Here is a 24,031-nt window from a genome sequence, read left to right as displayed (position 1 = left end):
GTCCTTCAAATCTATTGCTCAATTTTTTGCTTCTCGGACTGCTGCCAGAGCACCTCGCCACCGGACTGTCTGGCCACGACTCTGGCCAGTACAAACATCAGGTCAGACAGTCGGTTCAGATACTGCATCAGTGGCGGATTGATCGCTTCACCGGCTTCTTGAGCGGCAATCACCCGACGTTCAGCCCGGCGGGAAATGGTTCTGACCATGTGGCAGTAACACGTCAGCCGGGATCCGCCGGGCAGGATGAAATTTTCCAGGGCAGGCAGGTTGTCGTTAAATTCATCCAGTGTTTTTTCCAGGTCGGCCACAAAGGATGCCTGAATTAACTGGTAACCGGGCATGGCCAGCTCACCACCCAGGTCGAACAGACGGTGCTGAATATTTTCCAATGGCTTCTGAAGTCGGTGACGCATCAGCTGCACTTCTTTCAGCTCGCTGATCAGCAGCCCCATCCAGGTGTTCAGTTCGTCAACCGCGCCGATGGCTTCAATGCGCTCATGGGTTTTTGATACCCGTCTCTGGTCACCCAGCCCGGTCGTGCCTTTGTCTCCGGTGCGGGTATATATTCTGGATAGCCGATGGTGCTCAGACATGGGATGAACCTTAATAACCAAATACCAGTGTTTTCACGATAACCGGCAGAACTTTGCCGTCCGCCAGGGGTTTGCCAATATCGATATAGTCACCGTCTTTGACACTGATACTGTCGATACAAATGACGTCCTTCTTGTCTTCAAGCGTGCGTTTCAGCTTTGCCTCAATGCTCTGCCCCAGCACTTTGCCAAAGTCTTCTTCGACAATCACAATCAGCGGCTGGGGTAGTTTAATCATCACGTCCATGCCCTGGATGATGATGTCAGCCAGCGCCTGAACGTACTGGAAATCCGGGTTTCTATGCCCTTTCAGTGCCAGGGCAACGTGTTGCGCACCGGTTTCAAGGTCAAACCATGACAGCTTTTCCCGAATGGTTTTTGCCAGTTCCGCCCCGGGCAGGGCCTCATCCTTCAGTGACAGTCTTAATGCCGGGACGTTTTTAATGGGAAAGACATCACGGGAAAAGTTGATGGTGCTGCCGCTGATATCAGTGGCATGGGAGCCGGCACCAATCACCGTTGCCCGAATGGTCTCCACCGCAGCAAAAACAGAAAGCTGCTGGAACAGGGATGAACGACGGATGGCTTTGCCCAGCAGAACGCCTAAATCGCCGTATTGATAATCGGTGGCGGAAGGCTCCTGATCATAGATATGCACGGCAACGCCACCGGAGAAGCAGATCTGATCCAGGCGGTAGTTACGGTGCAGGTCACGGGTGCCCCGGCCGATCAGAAAGGCCAGGTCATCGGTGGCCGGTTTGAGGCCCATGACCTCCTGGAGAATCGCAACCATTCGATCGACGATAAGGTCAATCTGCTGTCGATTCAGCTGGTCGCCCACCTTCACCGGCATGCCCATGCGACGGGTCATTTCCTGCCATTTTTCAGAAATATAAGTGACTTCTGTGCCGCCTTTCTCGAATTTAATCAGTCGGCCACCGACGTCCAGACAGGTGGTATCAATCACTTCACCCACCTCGTAGGTGGCGATATTGGTGGTGCCACCGCCAATATCGAGATTGGCCACAATACTGTTCTGCTCAAAGGACTGTTTTGCGGCCCCGGCACCTTTACCGGAGATGATACTTTCCAGATCCGGACCGGCCGTGGCAACCACAAAGTCACCGGCCAGAAGACTTAACGCATCAGCAACCTGTCGTGCATTTTCCTTGCGGGCTGTCTCGCCAGTGATGATGACAGCACCGGTATCAATATCCGCCGGATTAACGCCAGCATTGATGAATTCCTGCTCCATCAGCTGGCGAACCTTATCGGCATCGATCATGGTGGGTGACAGCAGCGGGGTGAAGTGAACCTGGCTGCGGTAAATGACCTGACGGTCAACGATTTCCACTTTTGGGATCATGGCACCCGGAGAGATGTTCTCCAGGAACATCCGGGTAAAGACCAGCTGGGTGGTTGAGGTGCCAATATCAATGCCGGCACTGAGAATTTCTTCGCGCATGGCTGTTCCGGTTCAGAGGCATTATGCGCAGGCCGGTTTCCGAAGAAAGCCGCCCGCAGAGACTGCAAAGCTTGATGGGGCAGGCAGGCTTATGCAGAAGCCGACCTGCATCAGTGATTAAGCGTGTTTCGCTTTCAGGCTAGCCTGTGGCTCAGCCATGTTTTTGGTCACCAGAATGGCGATGATCACCGCAGTAACACCACCAACCAGCTTGCCAACGATCATGGCAGAGATCATTTCGCTGTTCACGGCCGCGGTGTAACCCAGGTGATCACCCAGGGTGAAAGAGGCGCTGACGGCGAAGGCAACGTTAATGATTTTACCGCGGTTGTCCATATCTTTCATGATGTTGAACATGGCGATACTGTTCGCCAGGGTCGCTACCAGACCAGCAGCCGCGGTTTCGCCCATGCCCATGGAACGGCCAACGGCCATCAGCGGTTTGTTGAACCGGGTGGTAATAAAGTGCACCAGAGGGAAGGCACCTGCCAGAACCATGGCAATGTGACCAACGGTGGCAACACCATCAGAGAATGGTGCCATACCCGGAATAACGACAAAACCGGTCAGGGCTTCAATCACTGCGGCAGCCAGGGCGGCAGTGATCAGCATAACCACACCCTTACCGAAGACTTCAAAACCGCCGATCATTTTTTGTGGTGCCAGCTTCAGGCCAAGGGCGATAGCAGCGGCAACAATAATAACCGGAATCAGGTTAACGACAATGGTACCGATACCCAGACCGGCGATCAGGCCGCCGACCAGCGCACCAACAGGGACTGTGGTCAAACCGATCAGCACGCCACGGGCCAGATACTGGGTGTCTTCTTTAGCGATAATGCCCAGTGCCACGGGAATGGTGAATACGATGGTCGGGCCCATCATGGCACCAAGAATAAGGCCGGAGAAGTTGGCGATATCCGGATTGGTGGTCATCTCTTTGGCCAGTGGGTAGCCACCCATGTCGTTTGCCAGCAGTGTGCCGGCAAACATGGCCGGATCGGCACCCAGGGCGTTATAGATGGGTGTCAGAACCGGTGTCAGCACTGTGTTCAGTACCGGAGCCAGACAGATGACACCGATCATGGCCAGTGCCAGGGCACCCATGGCCATAAAGCCTTCCTCGAATTTTTCGCCGTAGCCCCAGCGATTTCCGAGAATTTTATCCACGGCGCCCAGCACCATGAACCCCACCATTATGTAGAGAATAATGTCGTTAATACTCATGACTTCCTCGCAACTGCGATTGCTTTTGATTCTGAAATAGCTCCCGGAAGTTAGAGAAAGCAGGTTATTTCCAGGCGGCGTATCAGTGTGCGAAGGCTATCAGTGGCGGGACGGCATACTTATGACCTGACGCAAGTCAGTCTCACTCAATTCATTGACGTTAATCAATAAAATTGAGCGGTATAAAAATCCCTCAGGGCAGGAACTTTTGTCGAAGTAACTGATCTATAACCCAGATACTGGATGGTCAGACAATTCATAGAGGACGACTAAACCACCATAAACCAACATAGATTACTACTAATCCATTGCCGCATACATTCAATCCTTGTGTCGATATGACCGGAGTTACTATGCAACCAATAGCGTCAGGCAGTGCAGCCGCAGGCAGAATAGAAACCGATGAACGGCAGTTATCTGATGATCTGAAGCCACCACAGCATAAATTGGTGGCTGCCTACAATAAACAAATCTCAGAAATCCCGGAACTGGAGCTGGTCGAGTCCCTGGGGCAGCTGAAACTGGATTCACCACCCGACGCAACGCTAACCACCGCCATTGACGAGCGCAGCATTGAGCTGAATATTGCCACGATGGCACAGCCAGCAGGTGCTGTTCCAGCAGAGCGTGTTAATGCATTTGCCTCACTCAACAGGCCATCAACGAACGTCTCAGACACTGAATCATCATCGGATTATTCAGACACCGAATCATCGACGGACGATTCAGACACCGAATCCGCCTCCCAAAAAGCATCGACAGCACGGGTTTCCGGCACTACTGCAAATAGCGACTCGATAGTACCTTTTAATAAGTCACAGGGCGCGGCCCTTCTTAACAGTCAATCGGGGGAAATGGACACAAAGAAGGCTGACATTTTCCAATGTCAGACCAATTATCTGGAACTCAAAAAGGTGATCAGCTTCGGTCATTATGTCAGTGCAGCCAGGTTTAGCCCTTCGAGTAAGCATCTGGTTATCGATGCTTCAGACAGTCAGGACGATCGTATTCTGGGCATCTGGCAACAAACTGCGGATGGCAACTGGTCCCGGCACGGGAGGTTCAGCGAGCATAACTTTCATTTCGAATTCAACCGGTCGGAAAATACATTACTGCGTACCAGCTCCGAAGGCATAGTCACGGTGAGTAAGCTGAACAGCAATGGCTTTTGGCAGGAAGAGGTGGTACTTGAGCACGGCCCCTGCGGTAGAGGCGAAAACTATGAGCCGGTGATCTCAGGCTTTAGCCCCCGACAGGACAAGATTATGACTTACAATTTTCGGGCCGGCAAAATCCGTGTACTGCCGGCGGATAGCAACGGTCAGTGGACTCCGCTAACCCAGACTCAAGAGATCCGTCACCGTCGGCAATGTGGGCCACAGCAGCGGTCTTTCAAAGCCACGGACCATAATTTACTGACTTACCGGGGTGCAACAGCGACCATCTGGGCATTCAATGACGACAGCAACTGCATGGAGGTGCAAAAGGTCATTGAGTGCAGTCGGCATATTTGGAGTGCCCAAATGACTGATGATGAGCAGTATGCTGTGATCTTCGGTGCGGACCAGGCCATCTTTCTGGGGTGTGATGGCGATGGCGAATGGTCGCAAATCGGGGAGGTTTGTCATCCTAAAAGTCATTCAAAGGCCAGTAACGAACCGATCATAGGCTTTATTCACAAAGCAGCCTTCAATGCCTCCAGACAATATGCACTGAGTATTGATTCAAATCATATCGCGATTATCTCTGGTTATGACGAAAACGGTTCATGGGAAGTAAAAACTGAAATTCAGGATTGTTCAGATGCCCGATTCAGTGCCTGCGGGCGCAAATTACTGGCCCAACTCTACAAACCTCTGCCTTGCAACAAGACTGATGACTCGCTGGATCAAGGTGAGACCCCTGATGAGCACAGCGACAATTGTTGCGACGGCCAAATAAGACGGACCTATAAAAGCTTTAAACTCTGGGACTGCAGCAGTAAAGGTGGTCGGCTGGGTAAAGTTCAAACCTGTGAGCACAGAGGCAGTAAAACAGTCATCTTCAGCCCGGCAGAGAATTTTCTTCTGAGCTACGGTGTTGAATCGAATTTTGCCCGTATTTGGGGGTATGACGAGGAAGGTAACCTGGTTGAGAAAGCAAAGGCATTTCACCGAGGGGGGGGTCTACTATGCGGCCTTCAACGCTCAGGAGGACAGTGTGCTGACCAGGGGTATTGGCCAAGAGGTAAAAATTCAGGGCCTGGACAGCCAGGGCAAATGGCAGGAACAGTTGGTGGTTAAACATCAAAGACAGGTTCACGAATGCTGTTTTTCCGATTCAGGGCATCTTGCCTATACCATTAGCCTGGACGGAACCGCGTGTATCCTGGGACGCGACAACGATGGCCAATGGATGAAACAGGCGATGACAAACCTGGTTGATGGCTACTCCATTGAAGGTGCCCAGTTTAATGGGTTGGATGACCATTTTCTGATCTATGGCAAAAAAATAAACATAAAAGACAAACACCAGCCTGGCCTTGTGCAACTATGGGGCGTAAATAATGATGGAAAATGGGCATTAAAAGAGCAGTTAAAACTGGATTACCCCGTGAAAAAGGCCAAATTCAGCCCTGATAGCGATCATTTACTGATCAAGTGTAACGATGATCGACGGGGATATTTTCGTTCAAAAAACGGTACGGTGTTACTCTGGAAAATTCCTGGCAGCCTGGCGGAAACAGCTGACACTTGAGGTGTTACTGAAGTTGACGTTTCGTTGCGAGCACGCAACGAAACGTCAACAGACCCTGGGAATGAGGGCTGAATATTTTCCTTTTTTGCAAAGAGGTAACGGCAAATAAATTTTTATCGTGTTGTTATTCAAATCGTCCATGCTGATCTCTGTTGTCAATCCAGCCCATCTGCCCATGTCGTATCACTCATACGGGGATCGTCGACCCGTTGGCCAAAGCAGTTGTAATGTTGCTCTTTGACCTGCTTGAACACAAACGGCTCAAACAGCATCCGATATAGCTTGGTGTTAGTGCCACCGTGTTTTGTCTTGCGCTGGAAGCTCTCAATAAACTTTTCTTCTTCCAGTTTTTTCAGGCTTGTGCAGATTGTGCCAGTGGTCACGCCAAGAAGCTCAGCCAGTAACCCCTGACTCGGCCAACACTCCCCTTCAGAGTTAGCGAACGTCGCCAGAACGACCAGCAGAAACTTCTGTGTCATGTTCAGCTTATCCATACCACTGGTATTAATTTTGACCCGTATCAAGATACCTATCCCGATTGTGTACGCAAACGAAATCATGTCTATACTGATCCCTGAGCTATCACTCACACGGAGTAATGGTTCGCTGTATGAATAGGGAAACCCGGTGAGGAGCTGCATACTCCGCTTGAGCCGGGTTTTTTCTTGCGTGGAAAAGATAGACCAAAACGGGGGGTATGCAAGACAAATACCCCCCTTTAGTTTCGCTGGGGTACCCTTTTGGCGAAACTAAAACAAACAAGATAACAATATAAAAAAACAAGTTGGCGGATTGTAAAATTTCCTTGTTTCAGGTTCGGACTGCAAGTCCCAAAAATGTCAGGAGCTGGTCGTTATTTTTTCAGTGGGAGGAACTTTTGCCAAATTGACTGATCTATTGATCAGATACTGAATATTCCGACCAGCAATGGTGGACAATTTACCCAATCACAGGATGCTACCGGTTCATGGCGGTGTAAATTTAATCCCTGTGCCAATATGACCGGAGTTATCATGGGACCAATAGCGCAAAAATGTCTGAACACCTGCCAAGCCTGGAAAAGTCCGCAAGCACAAACAAAGGTGATTGCTTTTGGTCGTGTGCTGAGCAGGGCAGCCGCAAGCAAAATCGAAACCGGTGAATGGCAGTTATTTAATAACCTGAAACCCCTTTTTGAATCAGTGGCTGCCTATAACAAATATGCTGCAAAAGTCTCTGAACCGGAGCAGCTCAAATCCCTGGAACGGTTGAAACGGAATGCACCTCCCGAGTTGTCGATCATCACTGCTATCGGTCAGCGTAAGCTGGAAATTATCGGGCTCAAGATTTCCATGATGCCATCCTCAGACGCTGTTCCGGGAGATGCATCACATCAGCATGAACAGCTCATTAGCATCGCAGCCGTTAATGATGGGCAGTTACAGGATATTGCTCTGAATAACACGCATGCGGGCAATATTGATCCAGCGAAGGCTGACATTTTCCAATGCCAGGAAAATTATCTGGAATTTCAACTGGCGGCCTGTTTCGATCACCATATTATCGAAGCCAGCTTCAGCCCAATGAGTAAGAACCTGCTTATACGTGGTTGCAACGATGGGGGCGATTTCAGGCTGAAGATCTGGCAACAGGGTGCGGATGGCAACTGGTTGCAAAAAGGGGATGTTGAAGACTCTGCTTCTATCTATCGCTACGAGCTCAACAGGTCTGAAAATACGCTTCTGAGCAGCAGCTACGATGGCAATGTCAAGGTAAGTACGCTGAACAGCGATGGCCGTTGGGAGGAGGCGGTGGTGCTTGCGCTTACCCCCTATGATGAAGACTATCCACGGATGGAGGCAGGCTTCAGCCCCGGGCAGAAAAAAATTATGTCCTACGACCCACAGAACGGCAAAATCAACGTATTGCGCCAGGACAGTAACGGTCGGTGGATCCCGCTAACCCAGCCTAAAGAGATCCTTCACTACAAGGAAACCGGGCCACAGCAACCACCTCTTAAGGCCACAAACGATTATTTCCTGACTTACCAGGGCTCGAAAGTAACCATCTGGGCCTGTAATGATGAAAGCAACTGCCTGGAGGAGAAAAAGGTCTTTGAGTGCGGTGGGAACATTGCCAGTGCCCAGCTGAGTGATGATGAGCAACACGCTGTGATCTTCACCTGGGGTAACCAGACCATCTTTCTGGGTTGTGATGTCGATGGGAACTGGTCACAGATCGGGCAAATCTGTCATCCTGCGACGATCATAACCGACGACAACCAACATATTACCAACCTGGTTTGCAGAGCCTTGTTCAACGCCACCGGGCACTACGCGCTGACCAAAGATATAGACAACACAGTTATAGTTTCTGGCTACAATGCTTATGGTGTCTGGGAAGGAAAAGCAGAAATTCGTTGTTGTTCAGATGCCAGATTCAGCCCATCCGGAGGTAAAATACTGGCCCGTTTTGACAGCGGTGGCTCTTTTAAACTCCTGGACTGCAAAAGTCCTGATGATCGCCTGGATCAAGGTCAGACCTTTGTCCATCACGCCAGTCTTGAAGCGCTATTCAGCCCCTCAGAGAATCTTCTTCTGAGCTATGGCTATAAATCGAATTTCGCCTGCATTTGGGGGGATGACGAGGAAGGTAACCTGGTTGAGAAAGCCAGGGTGTACCACTTGGCGGGGATTGACTATGCTGCCTTCAACGCTCGGGAGGACAGTGTGCTGACCCGCGGTTGTGATTGGACCGTAAAAATTCATGGTCTCAACAGCCAGGGCAAATGGCAGGAGCTTTTGGCGTTTAAACATCTGCTGGAAATTCGTGAAGCCCGGTTTTCTACTTCAGGGCGCTTCGCCTATACCTTTAGCCAGGACACCACTGCTGCCATCCTGGGGTGCGATGACAATGGCAAGTGGACGACACTGGCCGTGACAAAACCTGGTGCCTATGGTATCCATGGTGCCCATTTCAATGCACTGGAAAACCATTTTCTGACCTATGGCAACAAAATAAACCGGAAAGACACAGACCAGTCTGGCCGTGTGCAACTCTGGGGCATCGGTGATGATGGCAAATGGAAACAAAAAGAGGAGATAATAGTGGATTATCTCATTCAACATGCCAAATTTAGCCCTGATAGTGAACATTTAGTGATTTATTGCAACGATGTTCGGCAAGAGCCTTTCCATTCAGAAGCTGGCATTGCGTTACTCTGGAAAATTCCTGCCAACGTACCGGGTGGTTAAGAATTGCGCCTTATTTTGCCAAATTATCATTATACCGCAGCTTAATGCCTTCCTGTTTCAGCAGATCCCCAGCCAGCGGTGAGATAATGGTTCTCTGACTGAGCAGGATCTCTTTAACACCCCAGTGAATCAACACCATTACATCCGCTTCAGAGATCGACTTCTGCCCCAGGAAGTCGTGAACCCGGATGGTGCTGGCGGTTTTTTGTGGCTCAACTTTACTGTCACGAATGATGTCTGAAAGCCCCATCCGGCTGCCAAGAATCGCATTCAGTCGGTTACCTGCTGCCTTGTTATCCAGAATCTGCATGGCGCGCTCTGCCAGCAGGGAGCCGGCTTCCATAGGGGGAATACCACCGTAATAAATATTAGGCACTACGGTATTTTCAAATTCGATGTCTGCAATGCTGCTGAATTCGGCGGCCAGTTTCTGCGTTGGTTCATCCTCCAGGCGATAGATCAAATAACCGGAAAGACTTTTGGACGATTTGCCATCCGCACCGGGACGTTCTCCCAGCAGAACAATAACCAGCCTGGCATGCACCGTTCTGGCGATATCTTCCGCCAGCCTGACACGGCCATGAGGTGCCACCATGGTTTGGCCCAGTGAGTAACCATGGCTTTGTAATCCGTCTTCCAATACCGGCAGCAGTTCATTGATGTTCTGGTGCACTGCTTCGGCACTCAGGCCATCCGTAATCAGGATCTGAACATCACGATGTTCAGGCTGCAGGTGACTGCGGGTTTTTTCGCAAAGATGAGCCCCTGCATCAGAATCAGCATGGTGTCGTTCAATATTATTGGCCCGGGAACGAATCAGGCGAAAATCGATCTCTTCCAGCGCATCAAAACGGAGCTTACTTTTTGCCGCCATTCTGGCAACGGCAATGTTTTGCTTCAGTTTGCGATTGACATGGTTGGCCATTCTCGGGCCGGCATTACTGGTGCCATAGCACATGGGTATCCGGCTGATCAGATCATTCCAGGCCTGCCGGGAGTCCGCAAACATGGCCGGATTTCCCCAGTTGGGCCCACGGGTAATCTGCCCATCCCGGGACTCTTTGAAAATCCCTTTTTCCAGTGCCCAGTGGTAGAACTCGGGGGATGGCTTCAGGTTATGGATCTCACGAATGGTCTGGTCATCATGGCCACTGGTGTCGGCATAGGCCAGCATGCGGTCCACACCCAGATAGATGTCCATAAAGTAGTTGGCACCCGCCACCGCCAGCAGCTCTACCGCAATCTCCTGACCCTCACTGGAAGCGTCGGCGTGCAGGGTAAAGCAGGGGGAAACCCCCATGGGCAGCCCCATCACTTTGCCCATGAACAGGTCCTGCAAATTGGCATAGATAATCTGCAGGCTATCTTTGTGGGTTTCCGGGCCAATAAAGCCCGTGACACTGTTGACCATGCAGGGATTATATCGACGACACAAGCCGTAAGTCAGGGCCTCTGTGGTAGACATATCGATACCACCATGTTTGCCGTAACTGACCTCACTGCCCTGACCGGTTTCAAAGTACATAAACTGGTGCTGGTTCAGTACGCCTTTCTCTTTCATGGTCTGCCAGGCCTGGTCGAGATAAGCGACGCTGACATCAAAAGCTTCCCGCAGCGTAGCATCGGTCCCCGCCAGGGACTGGAAGAGTATGTCCAGGGGCGCACCGGCTTCCAGACAGGCCAGCTGGGTACGGATATGGGAAAGCACACAGACCTGGGTTGGAGCACCGGTCTGCCGTCGTATTTTATCCAGATGGATCAGGCAGGCACCGATATTATCAACGGTGTCATCCGCCGGATTGAGGCCAATCAACAAATCACCGTTACCCATGGACAGACCCATCCAGGTCAGCGCAGTGATGGCATTCAGGTCATCGGTCGGGTGATTGGGTTGAATGCGGGTCGATAGAGAACCCGCGAGACCAAGGTGGGTACGAGCCTGTGTCGGGCATTCGATCTTGCGGGTGTTGTACACCATGTCGTGTACGCTCATCAGCTTGGTGACAGCAGCGACCATCACTCCTGTCAGCCCTCTGCCTGCGCGCTTGATCTGAGGGCCGGAGGCTTTTTGCATCCAGTCCTTGAGCTCCCCCAAGGTCATCATGGCCATGTCATTGAAAATGCTCAGGTCAATGTCGTAGTTGACCCGCATGATGTCATCAATCTCACCACGATCATTGGTCAGGGGGTGATCGTAGATATGCTGCAGCGTCAGGTCGGACAGTATCGCCCTTGCGGCCTCCCGGCTGACTTCATCCTCGGCCCCCAGCCCGGCAACCTGATCACCACTGGTATGAAAACCGGCAGCCCCCAGCAGAGCCTTGAGCCCGGTAAAACTGAAACTCTGCCCAATGACCCTTGAACGGTAAACTTCATCCGTTTTTGCTGTCGGCACCAGAATCTGGTCCAGTGGGGTCATCGTTGGTTTGGGCATCGCTCACACTCCAGCGGGTATCGAATCCGGCATGGTAAATAATGTTGTTTGCCGGGGGATTGATTCACCTAAGTGATCGTCTGTGTCAAAAAACGTCAGGCAAGGCTATAAGACTACAAATGGGGGGGGGATTACATTCCGTAAATATACACTCTTTACTTACGGAATGGTGGCGGGCTATTGAGGACTGCTCTGGTCAACAAAGATCAATTGTTCAGTAGCAAACCCAAGTGCTTTGGCTTTGTTGATAAAGTCCGATTTAACCTGATCACTGACGGTGGGTGTTCTGGCCAGCAGCCAGAGATAGTCTTTGTTATTCCCGGAGATAAAGGCGTATTCATAGCCCTTCTGATCAAGCTCAAAAATAATGTAGGAGCCATAGAAAGGACCAAAAAAAGAGACTTTCAGATACCCCTCGTCCGGTTCTCGGACAAACTTTGCCGTGCCTTGTGCCTGTTTGCGCTCACCTGCCTCAACCGAGTAACCAGAGTTGATGACCCGAAGGCTGCCATCAGGGTTGCCTGAGTATTCTGCAGTGATGTGGGAGAGGCCCCGTTCAAAGCGGTGATCCAGCCGGGCTATCTCATACCACTTGCCCACATAGCGATTGACCTCAAATGGCTTTACCGGGGTAACGCCTTCCGGGATTCCTGTGCAGCCAGTAAGCAGTGCGATCAGGGACAGAATTTTAATCGTTCTCAAAGCGTTGCATCCTTCTTTTAATGCATCCCATAGAAGTAAACGGGTATGACAAAGTTTTTCACTTTACCGAGGCTGACAAACCCGGCTTTGCGATCCGGCACTTCATCCACTGCCATCAGATTCACGGGCAGCTTCCCCCAGTGGCTGGCATAGTTACCGATCACCTTGCCAAAGTCTTTGGGGACCAGCAACAGCAGAGGGAGTTCCTGTGGAAAGCCGGACAGCATTTCGGCCAACTTTTCACCAAAGCCTTTCAGCTCTTTAAAGCTGGGATAATTATCATCTTTAAGCGTAATACGTATACAGCCGCCATTGTGGGTCTTTCTGGCCAGTTCGATGGCCCGCCGGATGCGATTCTCATCGGCATCAAGGTTCAGACGGGCGACAATGGGCAGGTCATTAACCGGCAGCTGCTCCGGCTTTGGCATAAACAGCGTGTTACCGGAGAGTTCGGCGCTGTGCAGTGCCAGGCCATAGACTGTTGCCCGTCCCTGATACTCGGGAATGTAGTGGGCAATGTTGCGGCATAGGATTTCCGAGTCGGCAATGGCTTTGCACAGGTCCACGCCCAAATCACCAAAGGCCGTAATGTCGGGCAGTTGACCCGTCGCTGCGTATTGGTAAAGGAGTTCGCCGACACCGCCGGAAAAGGTAATCGCAGCCCGTCGCAAAGCATGGGCATCCGGTTGAAAGGCTACCTGGCAGAGCTGCTGCCCATCGCCCTGGTCGAACCAGTGATGATCGCCGGTGACCATGGCTTCCAGTGCCCGGATATAATAGCGGACGATCTGGTCGATATTGTTTTGGCTGCACTCGTCACCGATGGATAACTGCAGGTTCAGTTGTTCCAGAAGTTGTTGACCATGGTTGGATACTTCCAGCAACCGGTAGGTCCCCGGTGCAAACTGAAAGTGGCGGGCTCCGATATAGTAACATCCTGATTCTATAACATTGCCGTCTATCCCCAGTGCCGGGTTGGTGGTTCCTCCACCAATGTCCAGATTGATAAAGGGCACTTCTGGCGTTGCCCGGGAAAGCTCAAGGCTGTTGCCCATAAAGGCAAGCCAGGACTCCATACAAGGATCGTCCGCCGTGGCAACAATGGCCTGGTTCACTTTCTCCCGCACGGAGCAGGCAATGGCCCGGGCATTTTGCTTTTCAGCCGCCAGGCCGGTGATAATGACGCCACCGGAAAAGAGCTGATCACAATCAATGCCACTTTCTGCTAACCATTGTTCAAGACAGTTATTAATGGCCTCCGTGCAGAGTTCACCCTCTTCAAAGGGTGTCAGTATGGCGTCGGAGCGATAGATCAGTTCTGGTTTGCCCAGCTCCATCCGCTCGGTTATCGGATTGCGTTCAAGGTATGCAGAGGCAATCATGGCACGGCTGGTGGTAGAACCAAAGTCGAGGCCAATCATCATTACAGACTGATTACCGGTAAAGTGTCTGAACATTTCGGTCTATGGCTGGGAGGAATACAACAATCATTTTGCAGCACAGGCTACTTTACCTGAGAGGACATAAAACCAAAACAGATTTGATGTGTTTACTGATAAAACATTAAATGTTTATAAATTACATGGAGTTACCGGCCGTTGCTGGCTGTTTGCCGTGGTTTGGGAAAATTAACGTACAAACAGGTATTAGTGCTAGAAGGTTTGGAGGGTATCGCTCTTGCAGGGAATAACGCTGTTTCTGTTTACCAACGATTTGAGGCTGAGTGATAACCGGGCCTTGATGCAGGCCGCTGCCAGCTGTAAACATCTGGTGTGTGTCTATTGTGTTGACCCTGCCTGGTTTAAGCCAGGCCGTTACCAGTCAAGGGTGATGGGTGAGCATCGCTGGCGTTTCCTGTGGGAGAGTATTCAACAGCTTGAATCACAGCTTGAACAGCGACGGCAAAAACTGTTGGTGCGTTTGCAAAGTCCGTATCAAGCAATCGAACAAATGCTGAAAGCCCATAAAATCGATGCGGTCTATCGCAGCCGTAATACGGGTTTTCAGGAGAGTGCCTATTGGCAAAGTCTCAAACAGAACTTCCCGGCAGTCACCTTCAATGAAGTTGAAACATTTACGCTCTTTCACCAGAACGATCTGCCATTTGCCCTGGACGAGCTGCCGGAAACATTTACTCAGTTCCGAAAGCATGTCGAACATCTGCCCATTACCGAAGCCGCTACCGCACCGGATATCATGCCAGGGCCCATGCCCGGTTTGAATTACCATTCCGACAGGTTACCGGCAAAGGCCAAAACCAACAGCCCGTTTACCGGTGGTGAAACGGCAGGGGCAGAGCATCTGAAGCACTATTTTTCAGCGCTGCAGCCAACCACCTATAAAGAGACGCGAAACGCCTTGCAGGGTTGGGAGACCTCAACCAAATTTTCACCCTGGCTGGCCCATGGCTGTCTCTCCGCCCGGCAGATTTTTCAGGCACTCCGGCATTATGAGTCATTGATTATGGCCAATGAATCCACCTACTGGATTCAATTTGAATTGCTGTGGCGTGAATATTTCCAATGGTACGCCCTGAAGCATGGTGTTCGGCTGTTTTCATCCAGAGGCATCCGGGATAAGTGTCGGTTGTCCTGCTTTTACCCGGAACGGTTTCAGAAATGGTGCGCCGGTAATACCCCCTGGCCCATTGTGAACGCCTGTATGAAAGAGCTGCAGGCCACCGGTTACCTGTCCAACCGTGGGCGGCAGATAGTGGCCAGCTGCTTTATTCATGAACTGGGGATGGACTGGCGCTACGGAGCCGCCTGGTTTGAGCAGCAGCTGGTGGATTATGACGTGGGCAGCAACTGGGGCAACTGGCAGTATCTGGCGGGCGTGGGTGCTGACCCAAGAGGGAGTCGCCATTTTAATCTGGATAAACAGGCTCAGCAGTTCGATCCTGATGGCCACTATATCAACCGTTGGGGAGGGCATAAAACCTACCCTCTCGACAGTGTTGATGCGGCTGACTGGCCTATCATGCCGTAATCATTCGGCGGCTAACAGCTGATGCCGCCAGCGGGCCTTGTGGTCTTTCGCCAGGTGGGCCGATACCTGTGGCATGATTCGGATGAAGTCATCCGCCAGGGTCCAGGGGGGATTCACAACCACCATGCCTGACGCGGTCATACCGGGTTGGCCGGGGTCGGCAACGCCCATTTCAAACAGGTGGGTATTGCATATCTTGCTTTTGGCAAAGCCCTTTTCCATCTGTCGAATCTGCTGCCTGTCCACCACGGGATACCAAAGCAACAGCATGGCCTGTGGCATTTTTACATGGGCGGCTTCCATCACCTTAACCACTGTCTGATAGTCCGACTTGATCTCATAAGAGGGATCCATCAATACCAATGCACGACGGCTGGCTGTGGGCAGAAGAGCTGGCAGGCCTTTAAAACCGTCTTCCTGGCGAACATGACAAAGACGACGATGTTCACAATTCTGACGTAATTCAGCGATGGTTTGTGGATGCATTTCATACAGCCAGGCTTTGTCACCGGGCCGCAACAGCCGCTTTACCAGCAATGGTGAGCCCGGGTAACGTTTGGCACGGATATCGTCGGCAATCTGGCCGTGGTAGTCATTGAGACCTCGCAGCTTTTGCCAGTCCAGCTTCAGGACACCCTCATCGCTTTCTGCTGTCTTGCGGGCCATGGCTGAGTCCAATCGGTAGAGACCGGCACCGGCATGGGTGTCGATATAGTCAAAAGGCGTGTCTTTTTTCTGCATGTGCCGCACGCAGGCCAGCAACAGCCAGTGTTTGAGTACATCGGCATGATTACCCGCGTGGTAGTGGTGTTGATAGCTCAGCATGGGATCTGAAAGCCCTGGGTCAGGTGGAAGTCGTGCCTTTTTCAGGGGGAATCTAACAGGTTTCGGGGATAACCGGCATACGGCGATATATCCATTGGGATAGCAGTTTTCGCAATGTAAGTATTTGAAATAGAAACGGTTAAATGAAGAGATTAGTTTTAGTTAGCGACTCTGACCAGCTTGTTAATGAAAAATTCAAACGGGGTAGAGCCTGTCAACGATCACGAGATCAAATATAATCACTTTCAGTCAGTAGCCAATTCTACAGTCAACTTTTCTTGATCTGTTCTCTCCGTTCTTCGACCATCCGGTCACCTGCCCGGCGTAAAGTGACCGAGTAGACGGTGAAGGCTCTTCTTTTTCTCAAATCGTCCGTGTCAACGTATTCCTCTTCCTCCGCATTAAAGGTAATGACTGTTTCATTGTCACGGCTGAAGTCCCAGGTTGGCACGGTGTACTCCGCAAGGAGTGGATAAAAGTAGCGTTCTGATTTCAGCATTCTGAAGCCTTCTTCAGGATTGGAGAAATCAAAAAACTGCAGCGCTACACTACTACTGTAACGCGGAAACTGTCCATTGACGGCCAGCGTATTCCCATCGGGACTGGGAATGGCCTGGCCCCAGCAAAAATTAAGCAAATTGAAATGATCGCCCCGTTGTGGGTAATGTATTCCAGTGGATAGATTGACCAGAAGCGTCGAATATACTGACTTACCCGTCAAAACCCAGTCCTGGTTCTTGCACTGAAAGAAATTGTGTACTGGGTTCAAGCCATGCCGAATGAGATCCACCAGGACCTGACCGTCACTGCACCGTGTTATTTTGATGCGGCTGTGGCTTGTTTCCTCCCGATCATCTCTTATGACCGGAAGGTAAAAACCTGACGCCAGTTGATATTTCTTATCCAGCCGCTTTACCGTTGCCAAGGGTAAGTATGAATACAACCGGGAGCACGCCCTTTGATCGGCTTCATCAAACCTTTTCTGGTTCAGTTCGATCCATCGGGTATCATTCCAGCATGCGTCGGTGTGCCTGAGGTCGCAGCCTTTATGATCCAGTCCGGTTGCCTCTGACTCAAGGACTGAGGCCGTAGCCTCTGAACCGGTCCCACGAATATTTTCTGCTGCTGCCGGGGCGGGTTGCAGAGGTAGGTTGTCACCTTCACAGCACGTTACTGAAGCAGCATTAGCAGGCACACTCAGGAATTCGGAGGTGGGCAGGGGCAATGAATGTGACGGGTTGAGTTGTTGTCTGCAGTCAGCCTCGGACACTGTCGTAATCCGAGAGTCTCCCAGCATTTTGCTGGCACCACCACCCTCAGGTAGTTCATGTCCGGAATCAAGCCATCCGGTTGTCCCGTCGTCAGTGCTGGTGATACGGTGGGGACCAAATCCCGCAGAGCAGGAATTTGCTGCCGCGTCAGGTATCGGCTGAGTATTGTTCAGGGTATGACGACAAAAGTTGGGACTCAGAGGATTAGACATCAATTGTCCTCAATTTTTGATTTATTAAAAGAGATTGAGAATGACTGGCCAGGCAACCACCTTGGGCAGATCACGAATTGTCCAGTCAAGTTTATGAATCCTGATCTGTCAATGCCTCTGCCGGTGAATATGATGTTTCTGTGGTATAACAATGCCCTGACTTTTACTGAATACCCGGTGTTGAGTTGTCTTGAATACTCTTTGGTCCGTAGCGATGAGGTTGTTCTGAGCCGGACCGGTCAATTTAACGTAAAGTAGGCATGAAGCACTCTCAAAGAGCAAGAACTGCTGACAACAAGATTGATCGAACCGCACAAAAGCAATGCCCCGTCTGCCATCGTCCTTTTTCCTGGCGAAAAAAATGGGAACGCTGTTGGGAGGAGGTTCGTTACTGTTCAAGGCGCTGCCGATCTCAACGAAACCGGGTGATGGATGAAAAACAATAAACGCTACTCTACCCTCAGGCTGATTCTTGGAGACCAGCTCAACGCCCGCCACAGCTGGTTCAGCAAGCAGGACGACGACTGTATTTATGTAATTGCCGAACTGCTTCAGGAAACCGGTTACGTTAAGCACCATGTACAAAAAATCTGTGGCTTCTTTCTCGCCATGGAACAATTTGCCACGGCATTGCAGAAAGCGGGGCATCAGGTTCTGCATTTGACGCTGGATGAAACCAAAGACTTTGCCGACCTGCCATCATTGATTCTTCACCTGTGCCAGCAATATGCAGTGACCCGTTTTGAATACCAGAGGCCCGATGAATACCGTTTGCTGGCACAGTTAAGAGATTTTGAACCCGATAAAGCCCTCTTTAAAAAAGAGTGGGATACCGAACATTTTCTGGTTCCGTTTGAGGCGCTTGGCAAACGGTTCAAGCCCGGTAAACCCGGCAGAATGGAAACGTTCTACCGAAAGATGCGCCAGCAGCATGATGTTCTGATGTGTGATGGCCAGCCGGAAGGCGGACAGTGGAATTATGATGCAGATAATCGCTGTAAGCTCAAAGCTGCTGATCTTGACGCGATCCCGGAACCCTTAATGTTTGCCAGTTCAACCGCGTCCGTACTGGAACGGCTGAAACGCCATAAGGTACAGAGCTTCGGTGATATTGGCACTCATCTGCTCTGGCCGATTACCCGTCAGCAGTCATTAACATTACTCAATTATTTCTGCACCCATTGTTTGCCACATTTTGGTCAGTTTCAGGATGCCATGACTGCGAACAGTGACCATCAGTGGAGTCTTTACCATTCCCGGCTCTCCTTTGCCCTGAATACCAAAATGCTCCACCCGAAACAGGTGATTGATAAGGCGATCAGCGCCTGGCGGGAAAACCCTGAAGCGATTTCACTGGCGCAAATAGAAGGCTTTGTCCGTCAGATCCTGGGGTGGCGTGAATATATCCGGGGTGTTTACTGGAGCAATATGCCGGACTACGAGTCCATGAACTACCTGAAAGCGACCAGCGATCTGCCTGATTGGTTCTGGACCGGTCAGACACACATGAACTGTATGCGCCATGCCATTACTCAGTCATTGCAGTATGCCTATGCGCATCATATTCAGCGGTTGATGATTACCGGCAACTTCTGCTTGCTGGCGGGTATTGATCCTGATCAGGTCGACCAGTGGTATCTGGGCATTTATATCGATGCGATTCAGTGGGTAGAGCTGCCCAATACCCGGGGCATGTCGCAGTATGCCGACGGAGGCATGGTGGCATCAAAACCCTATGCAGGCAGTGGTAATTATGTGCAGAAAATGAGTGACTATTGCCCGGGCTGTGTTTACCAGGTGAAGGAAAAAGAGACAGAAAGCGCCTGCCCTTTAAACAGTCTTTACTGGCATTTTATGGAGAAACACCGGGAGATGTTGCAGAACAATCCCCGGACTGCCCTGGTTTATAAAGGGTGGGACAAAAAGGGTTCAGCGGACAGGAATGCCATCCTGAAGCGGGCCCGGTGGTGTATTAATCATCTGAACGCGCTGTAAACATTTGATAGCCCGATAGAGCCGCCGCTGAGGGAGGCTTATCGGTAGGGTATTGTTGGGCAATGGAGTGAAGGACCCAAAAGCGTGGGAGCGAGATCCTGGTTACAACGGATCATGGCTTGAGGTGGTTCACAATAATGGCAAGTGTCTCTTCAACTTTGTCAAACCGGTTATCAATGTTATCAAGCCGATTTTCAATCCTGTTGAAGCGTTCACGGTTTTCCTGCTGGTGGGCATCCACCTTTTTGTTCAGTGTCTCAATTGCTATTTCATGGCGCACGCTGTGCAGGAACAGTTTTTTTATATCATTCTGTGAGTTTTTAACGCTGATCTCTATTTGATGAATAGCATTCCAGAGCGCATCACTGTCTTTATCGTGGTTCATAAGGACAACTTCTGATTATTTTTGATGCGTTGAGAATAGCAGAGAAATGCCTCGTTCCCGGGTTTCTTTGAGGGAACGAGGGTGTGAGTATTAATGGTGTTCTTTACTAACCCATCAGGCAGGTTTTGGCACCCAGGCTTTACACCATCCTTCCGGTTCTACGGAGTTTGCTGGAAAAAGCCTGCAACCCTGGTTATCCGGGGTATAGAGCGCGCAATTCTCACATTTTCGTCCTTCCTGGTAGCCATCTATGGATTTAGCGTCTGCCTGTGTCTTCTTATAGGAAAGCCCTATTGCGGTAGGGTTGGACTCATCAAGTGCGGGGAGCGCAGCAGCCCGGGCCTGGCGGCTGGGAATATTAAGAAGGGGAATAAGCGCGGAAGCTGCGGCCAGTTGTAGAAACCGACGCCGGGTGGGGCCACGCTTTTCAGAATCGAATGGTTTTTCAGACATGGGAGTACCTCATCGTACTTTTATGTTTTTTAAACCTGATAGTATCAAAGTTTAAAACTTTTCTATTTATACGAGTAGGTATATCTCACGGATCATGGGGGAAATCAATGCTCAAGCCAGGTTTTCAGTGACTCCAGGCCGCTGCCTGAGTAAGCGCTGATTTCGAATATCGTTTTGATGCCAGCCGCCTTAAGTACTTTTCGTGAAAACTCAGGATCGGCTTTTTCGCTGTCGATCTTGGTGATGATACCAATCACTTCCCGATTGAACATACTGGCAAAGCCCGGAGGGATCTGATTCAGTTTTCTTGAACAATCGTGCACTACGGCGATGACCTGATAATCCACAGAAGATGACATCAGTGCGGCATAAAAACGGCGGTTTTCGATAAACTCACCCGGCGTATCGAGTATGTAATCACTGTACTCCATGGCCTGGGTTTTTTTGTATTTCAGCTCCTGCCCATAGAGAGCCTGAGTTAACGTGGTTTTGCCTGCGGTGGTTGAGCCCACCAACATCATCTTTTTCATCATCTTTTCATCAAGATCTGGTCACCCGGGCAGGGGAGAACTTCAGGTTATCCCTGAGCATATCCATGGCGGCATTCAGGCCGGCTTCAACACTGCCTACATCGCCGGTAATTACCAGGCAGCCGGAGAAACGATCCAGAAAACCGATTTCCACACCGGCCGCTTTGGTTGCCACGTCGGCGGCAATCATGGAGGCTTCGCTGGGAGTGATGGTCATAATGCCGATGGCACTGATGGTTTCCGCATCAAGGCCCAGCTTGATCACCAGGTCTTCCTGTGGATGGGCAATCAGGTGCGCCAGTGTCACCTGTTTACCGGGTACATATTCCTGAATGATGCGCTCTTTTTGTCGAGCCCGTTATCCCGGTGCTCCTGAAAGTTGCCACTCATGATTTTTACGACTCTTGTCTTGTATTGATATGGCTGACGGAACATCAGCCATGGATGTTTCATTACTGCTGCTTTTGACGTGCAATCTCTTCCCAGTTGGCCGGGTAAGCGACAAACATGAAGCGGGCGAAGTCCGGGGCGCTGAACTGAATCGTTGTGCCCTTGGGAATAAACATCACATCACCGGCATGGCCAACCACCTCACGGCCATCGATAATGATTTTCAACGTGCCTTCTACGATGTAATCCACTTCGTCGTATTCCAGCGTCCAGTCAAATGTGGTCTGGTGGATTTCCATCATGCCGCAGCCCAGGCGGGGGCTTTCATCCAGATCAAGGATGTCGGTGATAAACACCTTGTCACCGGGGTTGCCGGTATCAAAGGGTTTGCACTTGACGGTGGGTGCCTTGATCACGGCAACACCGGAAGGGTCGCTGTGTTTGTCAAATTCAGCGGCGGTGGCCTGTTTGGTCAGCTGCTCAGCCACCACTTTACGGATGATCTGTTCCAGTGCTTCCGGGGTAATCTGATTCATGATTAATCTCTTGAATACGATGTGAAAAACAGGATTACTTGAACAGGTGCCTGATGACTTCCTGTTGAATCGACTCGATTTGTTCCGGGGAGGTGATGTTGAATTCATCGACGAGGAGCATCTGAATGCGCTGTTGCAAGACCTCAACAGCACTGCTCTCGGGATTACGAATCACCTGAATCCCCTGAATCTTCGCCAAATCCGCAGCGCCGGGCGACAGCAGCATGCCTTTTCCCAGGATGAGGCAACCGCCAGAAACGAAGTCGTGCAGGTTTTGTCGGGTAATCAGGCGGCTCACCGGCTCACCTCCATATTGTCGACAATGCCAACAATCGCTGCGTCAACCGGGCCTTCGCAAGGGTGTATGGCTTTTCGGGCAGCACCACCTCTGGCGACCAGGACGAGGTCACCTATGCCGGCACCAACGGTATCTACGGCCACCAGTGACTGGCCGATTTCCTGCTCACAGGGATTGATCAGCTCAACGATCATTAATTTGAAGCCACTGAGACCATCCTGCTTGCGGGTGGCCCAGATGTTGCCAGTTACCTTGCCAATCAGCACTTGCCATACTCCCGGAAATGGTTGGGCTCGAAATTTCAACGGGGAACATTAATACAGGGGTTGGAAAGTCCAATTGACGAAAGTCAGTTTTCCAGGCATCAGAAAATTAACCTGGATCAATATTTGGGCAGTTTTTGCGGGTGCATGTGGGGGGCATACCTTATCTGTGATAAATGGTCGTGATGGCACAGTGAAGACCTGGCAGTGCTAAATTTCAAGTCTTCCATTTATCTGAATAAGCGCTTTGCTGATTATCTTACTTCTTACTGCCAGTTGGGAACGTGGCAGCAGAGAAGTAAAAAAGGTTAATCAGCTCTTTCCGGGATGATTAATCTGAGCCATGCCAATAACCCTTGGGTCGTTGGAATTTTTATGGTTAATTATTGCCAGGTAGAATGGATGGTCAAATTTAAAGCGAAGAAGTTTTTCAGGAGGTATATGTAAATCGTATGAGAATATAGATGACGCAGCAGCTACCGTCGCGCCATTTTCATCAACGTCCAATGCTGCTATGTGTTTACCCATGGCTTCAGCCTCTTCACATATTTTTGTAAATTGATAATTGAACTTGAACTTGGGCAGCGTGAGCACCGCGTGTTCTCTTCCTGATTTGCCCAGGATAGTGGTGAGTCCACTTGACAAAATTTGGTTGAGATCTTCACTACCGGGATTCGTTTCCCCTTCTGGCGGTAAAACAAACACCGCTTTCATGCCCGATTCCTCAACAGGAACAGCGACAAAGTCATAGTCTTTATTTTTAATGTGCTTAATGGGTTGTATACTTCCACTTTTCATCCACTGTATTTCTGAGTGGGCTGCATTTTCCCATGTGATTTCTGAACTCTCTTTTTCATTCATCACTCTAAAAGGAGACTGCCATGAAACCTGTTGCAATAACCAGGTGACCAGTTGAAACGCCAAGTCTGGATTATCCAGGTCTTTTGCTTGCAGAAAATCAGTAATCAGGCCCTGGGTGTCTTTTGTTATTTGCTCATTGAGCTCTGCCGTGGCCTGTTCAGGTCCCTTGTGAAAAAAAGCTTCACTGGTTGTATGAGGAATCTGGGATTGTCTCAGAATTCCATCAATCTTAGGTCTTTTTGAAAAGACATGTATGCCTTCTTCGGTGCTTTTGATCAATGGTCGAGCTTGATGAAGCTCACCAATATCCCCTGCTTGATAAGGCTCACCAGTATCCCCTATAGAGTCCGCCATATTTCTTAAATTGGTAGCGATTGCCTCTGATGTTGTGACCAGAGCAGGTGAGGTGACAATGTTAATTGATCGTTCGAGTAATGTTAATTCTCTAACAAATTCCTGTACGTCATCGGCAAGCCCCTTCAAATAGGGTTGGACATTGTTTGTTACTGATGTGCCAGAATCTGGGGAATCAGCCGAGTGTGTTGAGGATTGCGGGAGGGGTAAATCACTGTTGTCCCAGATTGTATTGGATGGAACTCTGGGGTAGTCACTAGAGGGTAAATTATTCATA

General features: G+C 50.4%; 24 protein-coding genes. 6 read left to right on the top strand and 18 right to left on the bottom strand.

All coding sequences use genetic code 11. The features are described 5' to 3' along the window. Window positions 1-11: 11 nt before the first annotated feature. From O3276_RS13565 to eutH, 3 genes are all read right to left on the bottom strand, one after another. Window positions 12-596, bottom strand: coding sequence for a cob(I)yrinic acid a,c-diamide adenosyltransferase (locus tag O3276_RS13565; protein WP_269671829.1), 585 nt, complete (start codon window positions 594-596; stop codon window positions 12-14). A 10-nt stretch (window positions 597-606) separates the two neighbouring features. Continuing rightward, window positions 607-2,061, bottom strand: coding sequence for an ethanolamine ammonia-lyase reactivating factor EutA (gene eutA / locus O3276_RS13560; RefSeq protein WP_269671828.1), 1,455 nt, complete (start codon window positions 2,059-2,061; stop codon window positions 607-609). 117 nt (window positions 2,062-2,178) lie between these two features. Next, the gene (gene eutH, locus O3276_RS13555; protein ID WP_269671827.1) at window positions 2,179-3,288 is read right to left on the bottom strand and encodes an ethanolamine utilization protein EutH; all 1,110 of its coding nucleotides are present in this window, start codon (window positions 3,286-3,288) and stop codon (window positions 2,179-2,181) included. Window positions 3,289-3,641: 353 nt separating this feature from the next. Between eutH and O3276_RS13550 the strand changes: the two genes are divergently transcribed. After that, complete coding sequence (locus O3276_RS13550; RefSeq protein ID WP_269671826.1) at window positions 3,642-5,570, top strand: hypothetical protein; 1,929 nt, start codon at window positions 3,642-3,644, stop codon at window positions 5,568-5,570. Further along, window positions 5,488-6,024: a WD40 repeat domain-containing protein gene (locus tag O3276_RS13545; protein WP_269671825.1), complete on the top strand. Its 537-nt coding sequence runs from the start codon at window positions 5,488-5,490 to the stop codon at window positions 6,022-6,024. Before O3276_RS13550 ends, O3276_RS13545 begins: the two co-directional genes overlap by 83 nt. A gap of 155 nt (window positions 6,025-6,179) precedes the next feature. On the opposite strand, the gene O3276_RS13540 is transcribed toward O3276_RS13545, so the two are convergent. Further along, window positions 6,180-6,548 (bottom strand): helix-turn-helix domain-containing protein, encoded by a 369-nt coding sequence (locus O3276_RS13540; protein WP_269671824.1) that lies wholly within the window; start codon window positions 6,546-6,548, stop codon window positions 6,180-6,182. Between the two features lie 489 nt (window positions 6,549-7,037). Here O3276_RS13540 and O3276_RS13535 point away from each other — a divergent pair, with 489 nt between their 5' ends. Then, on the top strand, window positions 7,038-9,257 hold the full coding sequence (locus O3276_RS13535; RefSeq protein ID WP_269671823.1) for a WD40 repeat domain-containing protein: 2,220 nt from the start codon (window positions 7,038-7,040) through the stop codon (window positions 9,255-9,257). A 10-nt stretch (window positions 9,258-9,267) separates the two neighbouring features. Here the strand turns inward: O3276_RS13535 and eutB are convergent, their stop codons facing one another. The 3 genes from eutB to O3276_RS13520 all read right to left on the bottom strand — a co-directional run bounded on the left by eutB (window position 9,268) and on the right by O3276_RS13520 (window position 13,817). Further along, window positions 9,268-11,691: an ethanolamine ammonia-lyase subunit EutB gene (gene eutB / locus O3276_RS13530; RefSeq protein ID WP_269671822.1), complete on the bottom strand. Its 2,424-nt coding sequence runs from the start codon at window positions 11,689-11,691 to the stop codon at window positions 9,268-9,270. 177 nt (window positions 11,692-11,868) lie between these two features. After that, window positions 11,869-12,393 (bottom strand): lipocalin family protein, encoded by a 525-nt coding sequence (locus tag O3276_RS13525; protein WP_269671821.1) that lies wholly within the window; start codon window positions 12,391-12,393, stop codon window positions 11,869-11,871. 17 nt (window positions 12,394-12,410) lie between these two features. Next, window positions 12,411-13,817, bottom strand: coding sequence for an ethanolamine ammonia-lyase reactivating factor EutA (locus tag O3276_RS13520; protein ID WP_269671820.1), 1,407 nt, complete (start codon window positions 13,815-13,817; stop codon window positions 12,411-12,413). A gap of 253 nt (window positions 13,818-14,070) precedes the next feature. Here O3276_RS13520 and O3276_RS13515 point away from each other — a divergent pair, with 253 nt between their 5' ends. Continuing rightward, window positions 14,071-15,381 (top strand): DASH family cryptochrome, encoded by a 1,311-nt coding sequence (locus tag O3276_RS13515; protein ID WP_269671819.1) that lies wholly within the window; start codon window positions 14,071-14,073, stop codon window positions 15,379-15,381. Here O3276_RS13515 and O3276_RS13510 read toward each other — a convergent pair whose 3' ends face one another. After that, on the bottom strand, window positions 15,382-16,206 hold the full coding sequence (locus O3276_RS13510) for a 23S rRNA (adenine(2030)-N(6))-methyltransferase RlmJ (protein ID WP_269671818.1): 825 nt from the start codon (window positions 16,204-16,206) through the stop codon (window positions 15,382-15,384). A gap of 268 nt (window positions 16,207-16,474) precedes the next feature. After that, window positions 16,475-17,689: a hypothetical protein gene (locus tag O3276_RS13505; protein ID WP_269671817.1), complete on the bottom strand. Its 1,215-nt coding sequence runs from the start codon at window positions 17,687-17,689 to the stop codon at window positions 16,475-16,477. A 260-nt stretch (window positions 17,690-17,949) separates the two neighbouring features. Here O3276_RS13505 and O3276_RS13500 point away from each other — a divergent pair, with 260 nt between their 5' ends. After that, the gene (locus O3276_RS13500) at window positions 17,950-18,135 is read left to right on the top strand and encodes a DUF2256 domain-containing protein (RefSeq protein WP_332328109.1); all 186 of its coding nucleotides are present in this window, start codon (window positions 17,950-17,952) and stop codon (window positions 18,133-18,135) included. Beyond that, window positions 18,122-19,684 carry a cryptochrome/photolyase family protein gene (locus tag O3276_RS13495; RefSeq protein WP_269671816.1) on the top strand — a complete coding sequence of 521 codons (1,563 nt, stop codon included), beginning with the start codon at window positions 18,122-18,124 and terminating at the stop codon, window positions 19,682-19,684. The genes O3276_RS13500 and O3276_RS13495 overlap by 14 nt, the downstream gene beginning before the upstream one ends. A 112-nt stretch (window positions 19,685-19,796) precedes the next feature. Here O3276_RS13495 and O3276_RS13490 read toward each other — a convergent pair whose 3' ends face one another. The 9 genes from O3276_RS13490 to O3276_RS13450 all read right to left on the bottom strand — a co-directional run bounded on the left by O3276_RS13490 (window position 19,797) and on the right by O3276_RS13450 (window position 24,030). Further along, entirely contained in the window at window positions 19,797-20,069 is a 273-nt protein-coding gene (locus O3276_RS13490) for a hypothetical protein (protein WP_269671815.1), read from the bottom strand. 114 nt (window positions 20,070-20,183) lie between these two features. Further along, on the bottom strand, window positions 20,184-20,522 hold the full coding sequence (locus tag O3276_RS13485; RefSeq protein ID WP_269671814.1) for a high-potential iron-sulfur protein: 339 nt from the start codon (window positions 20,520-20,522) through the stop codon (window positions 20,184-20,186). 104 nt (window positions 20,523-20,626) lie between these two features. After that, complete coding sequence (locus tag O3276_RS13480) at window positions 20,627-21,055, bottom strand: EutP/PduV family microcompartment system protein (RefSeq protein ID WP_269671813.1); 429 nt, start codon at window positions 21,053-21,055, stop codon at window positions 20,627-20,629. A gap of 7 nt (window positions 21,056-21,062) precedes the next feature. Next, window positions 21,063-21,359, bottom strand: coding sequence for a BMC domain-containing protein (locus O3276_RS13475; RefSeq protein WP_347710302.1), 297 nt, complete (start codon window positions 21,357-21,359; stop codon window positions 21,063-21,065). Then, a complete protein-coding gene (locus tag O3276_RS13470; RefSeq protein ID WP_269671812.1) occupies window positions 21,356-21,505 on the bottom strand; it encodes a hypothetical protein in 150 nt (49 codons plus the stop codon). The genes O3276_RS13475 and O3276_RS13470 overlap by 4 nt, the downstream gene beginning before the upstream one ends. Beyond that, on the bottom strand, window positions 21,505-21,978 hold the full coding sequence (locus O3276_RS13465) for a EutQ-related cupin domain-containing protein (protein WP_269671811.1): 474 nt from the start codon (window positions 21,976-21,978) through the stop codon (window positions 21,505-21,507). The genes O3276_RS13470 and O3276_RS13465 overlap by 1 nt, the downstream gene beginning before the upstream one ends. Before the next feature lie 34 nt (window positions 21,979-22,012). Continuing rightward, window positions 22,013-22,276 (bottom strand): hypothetical protein, encoded by a 264-nt coding sequence (locus O3276_RS13460; RefSeq protein WP_269671810.1) that lies wholly within the window; start codon window positions 22,274-22,276, stop codon window positions 22,013-22,015. Next, window positions 22,273-22,542: a EutN/CcmL family microcompartment protein gene (locus O3276_RS13455; RefSeq protein ID WP_269671809.1), complete on the bottom strand. Its 270-nt coding sequence runs from the start codon at window positions 22,540-22,542 to the stop codon at window positions 22,273-22,275. The genes O3276_RS13460 and O3276_RS13455 overlap by 4 nt, the downstream gene beginning before the upstream one ends. Window positions 22,543-22,851: 309 nt before the next feature. Further along, on the bottom strand, window positions 22,852-24,030 hold the full coding sequence (locus O3276_RS13450) for a serpin family protein (protein ID WP_269671808.1): 1,179 nt from the start codon (window positions 24,028-24,030) through the stop codon (window positions 22,852-22,854). Between the last annotated feature and the right edge of the window lies 1 nt (window position 24,031).

The organism is Endozoicomonas sp. GU-1, from assembly GCF_027366395.1.
Taxonomy (GTDB): Bacteria; Pseudomonadota; Gammaproteobacteria; order Pseudomonadales; family Endozoicomonadaceae; genus Endozoicomonas.
The sequence above is the reverse complement of the archived record's forward strand: the minus strand, read 5'-3'. Positions and strand labels throughout refer to the sequence as shown.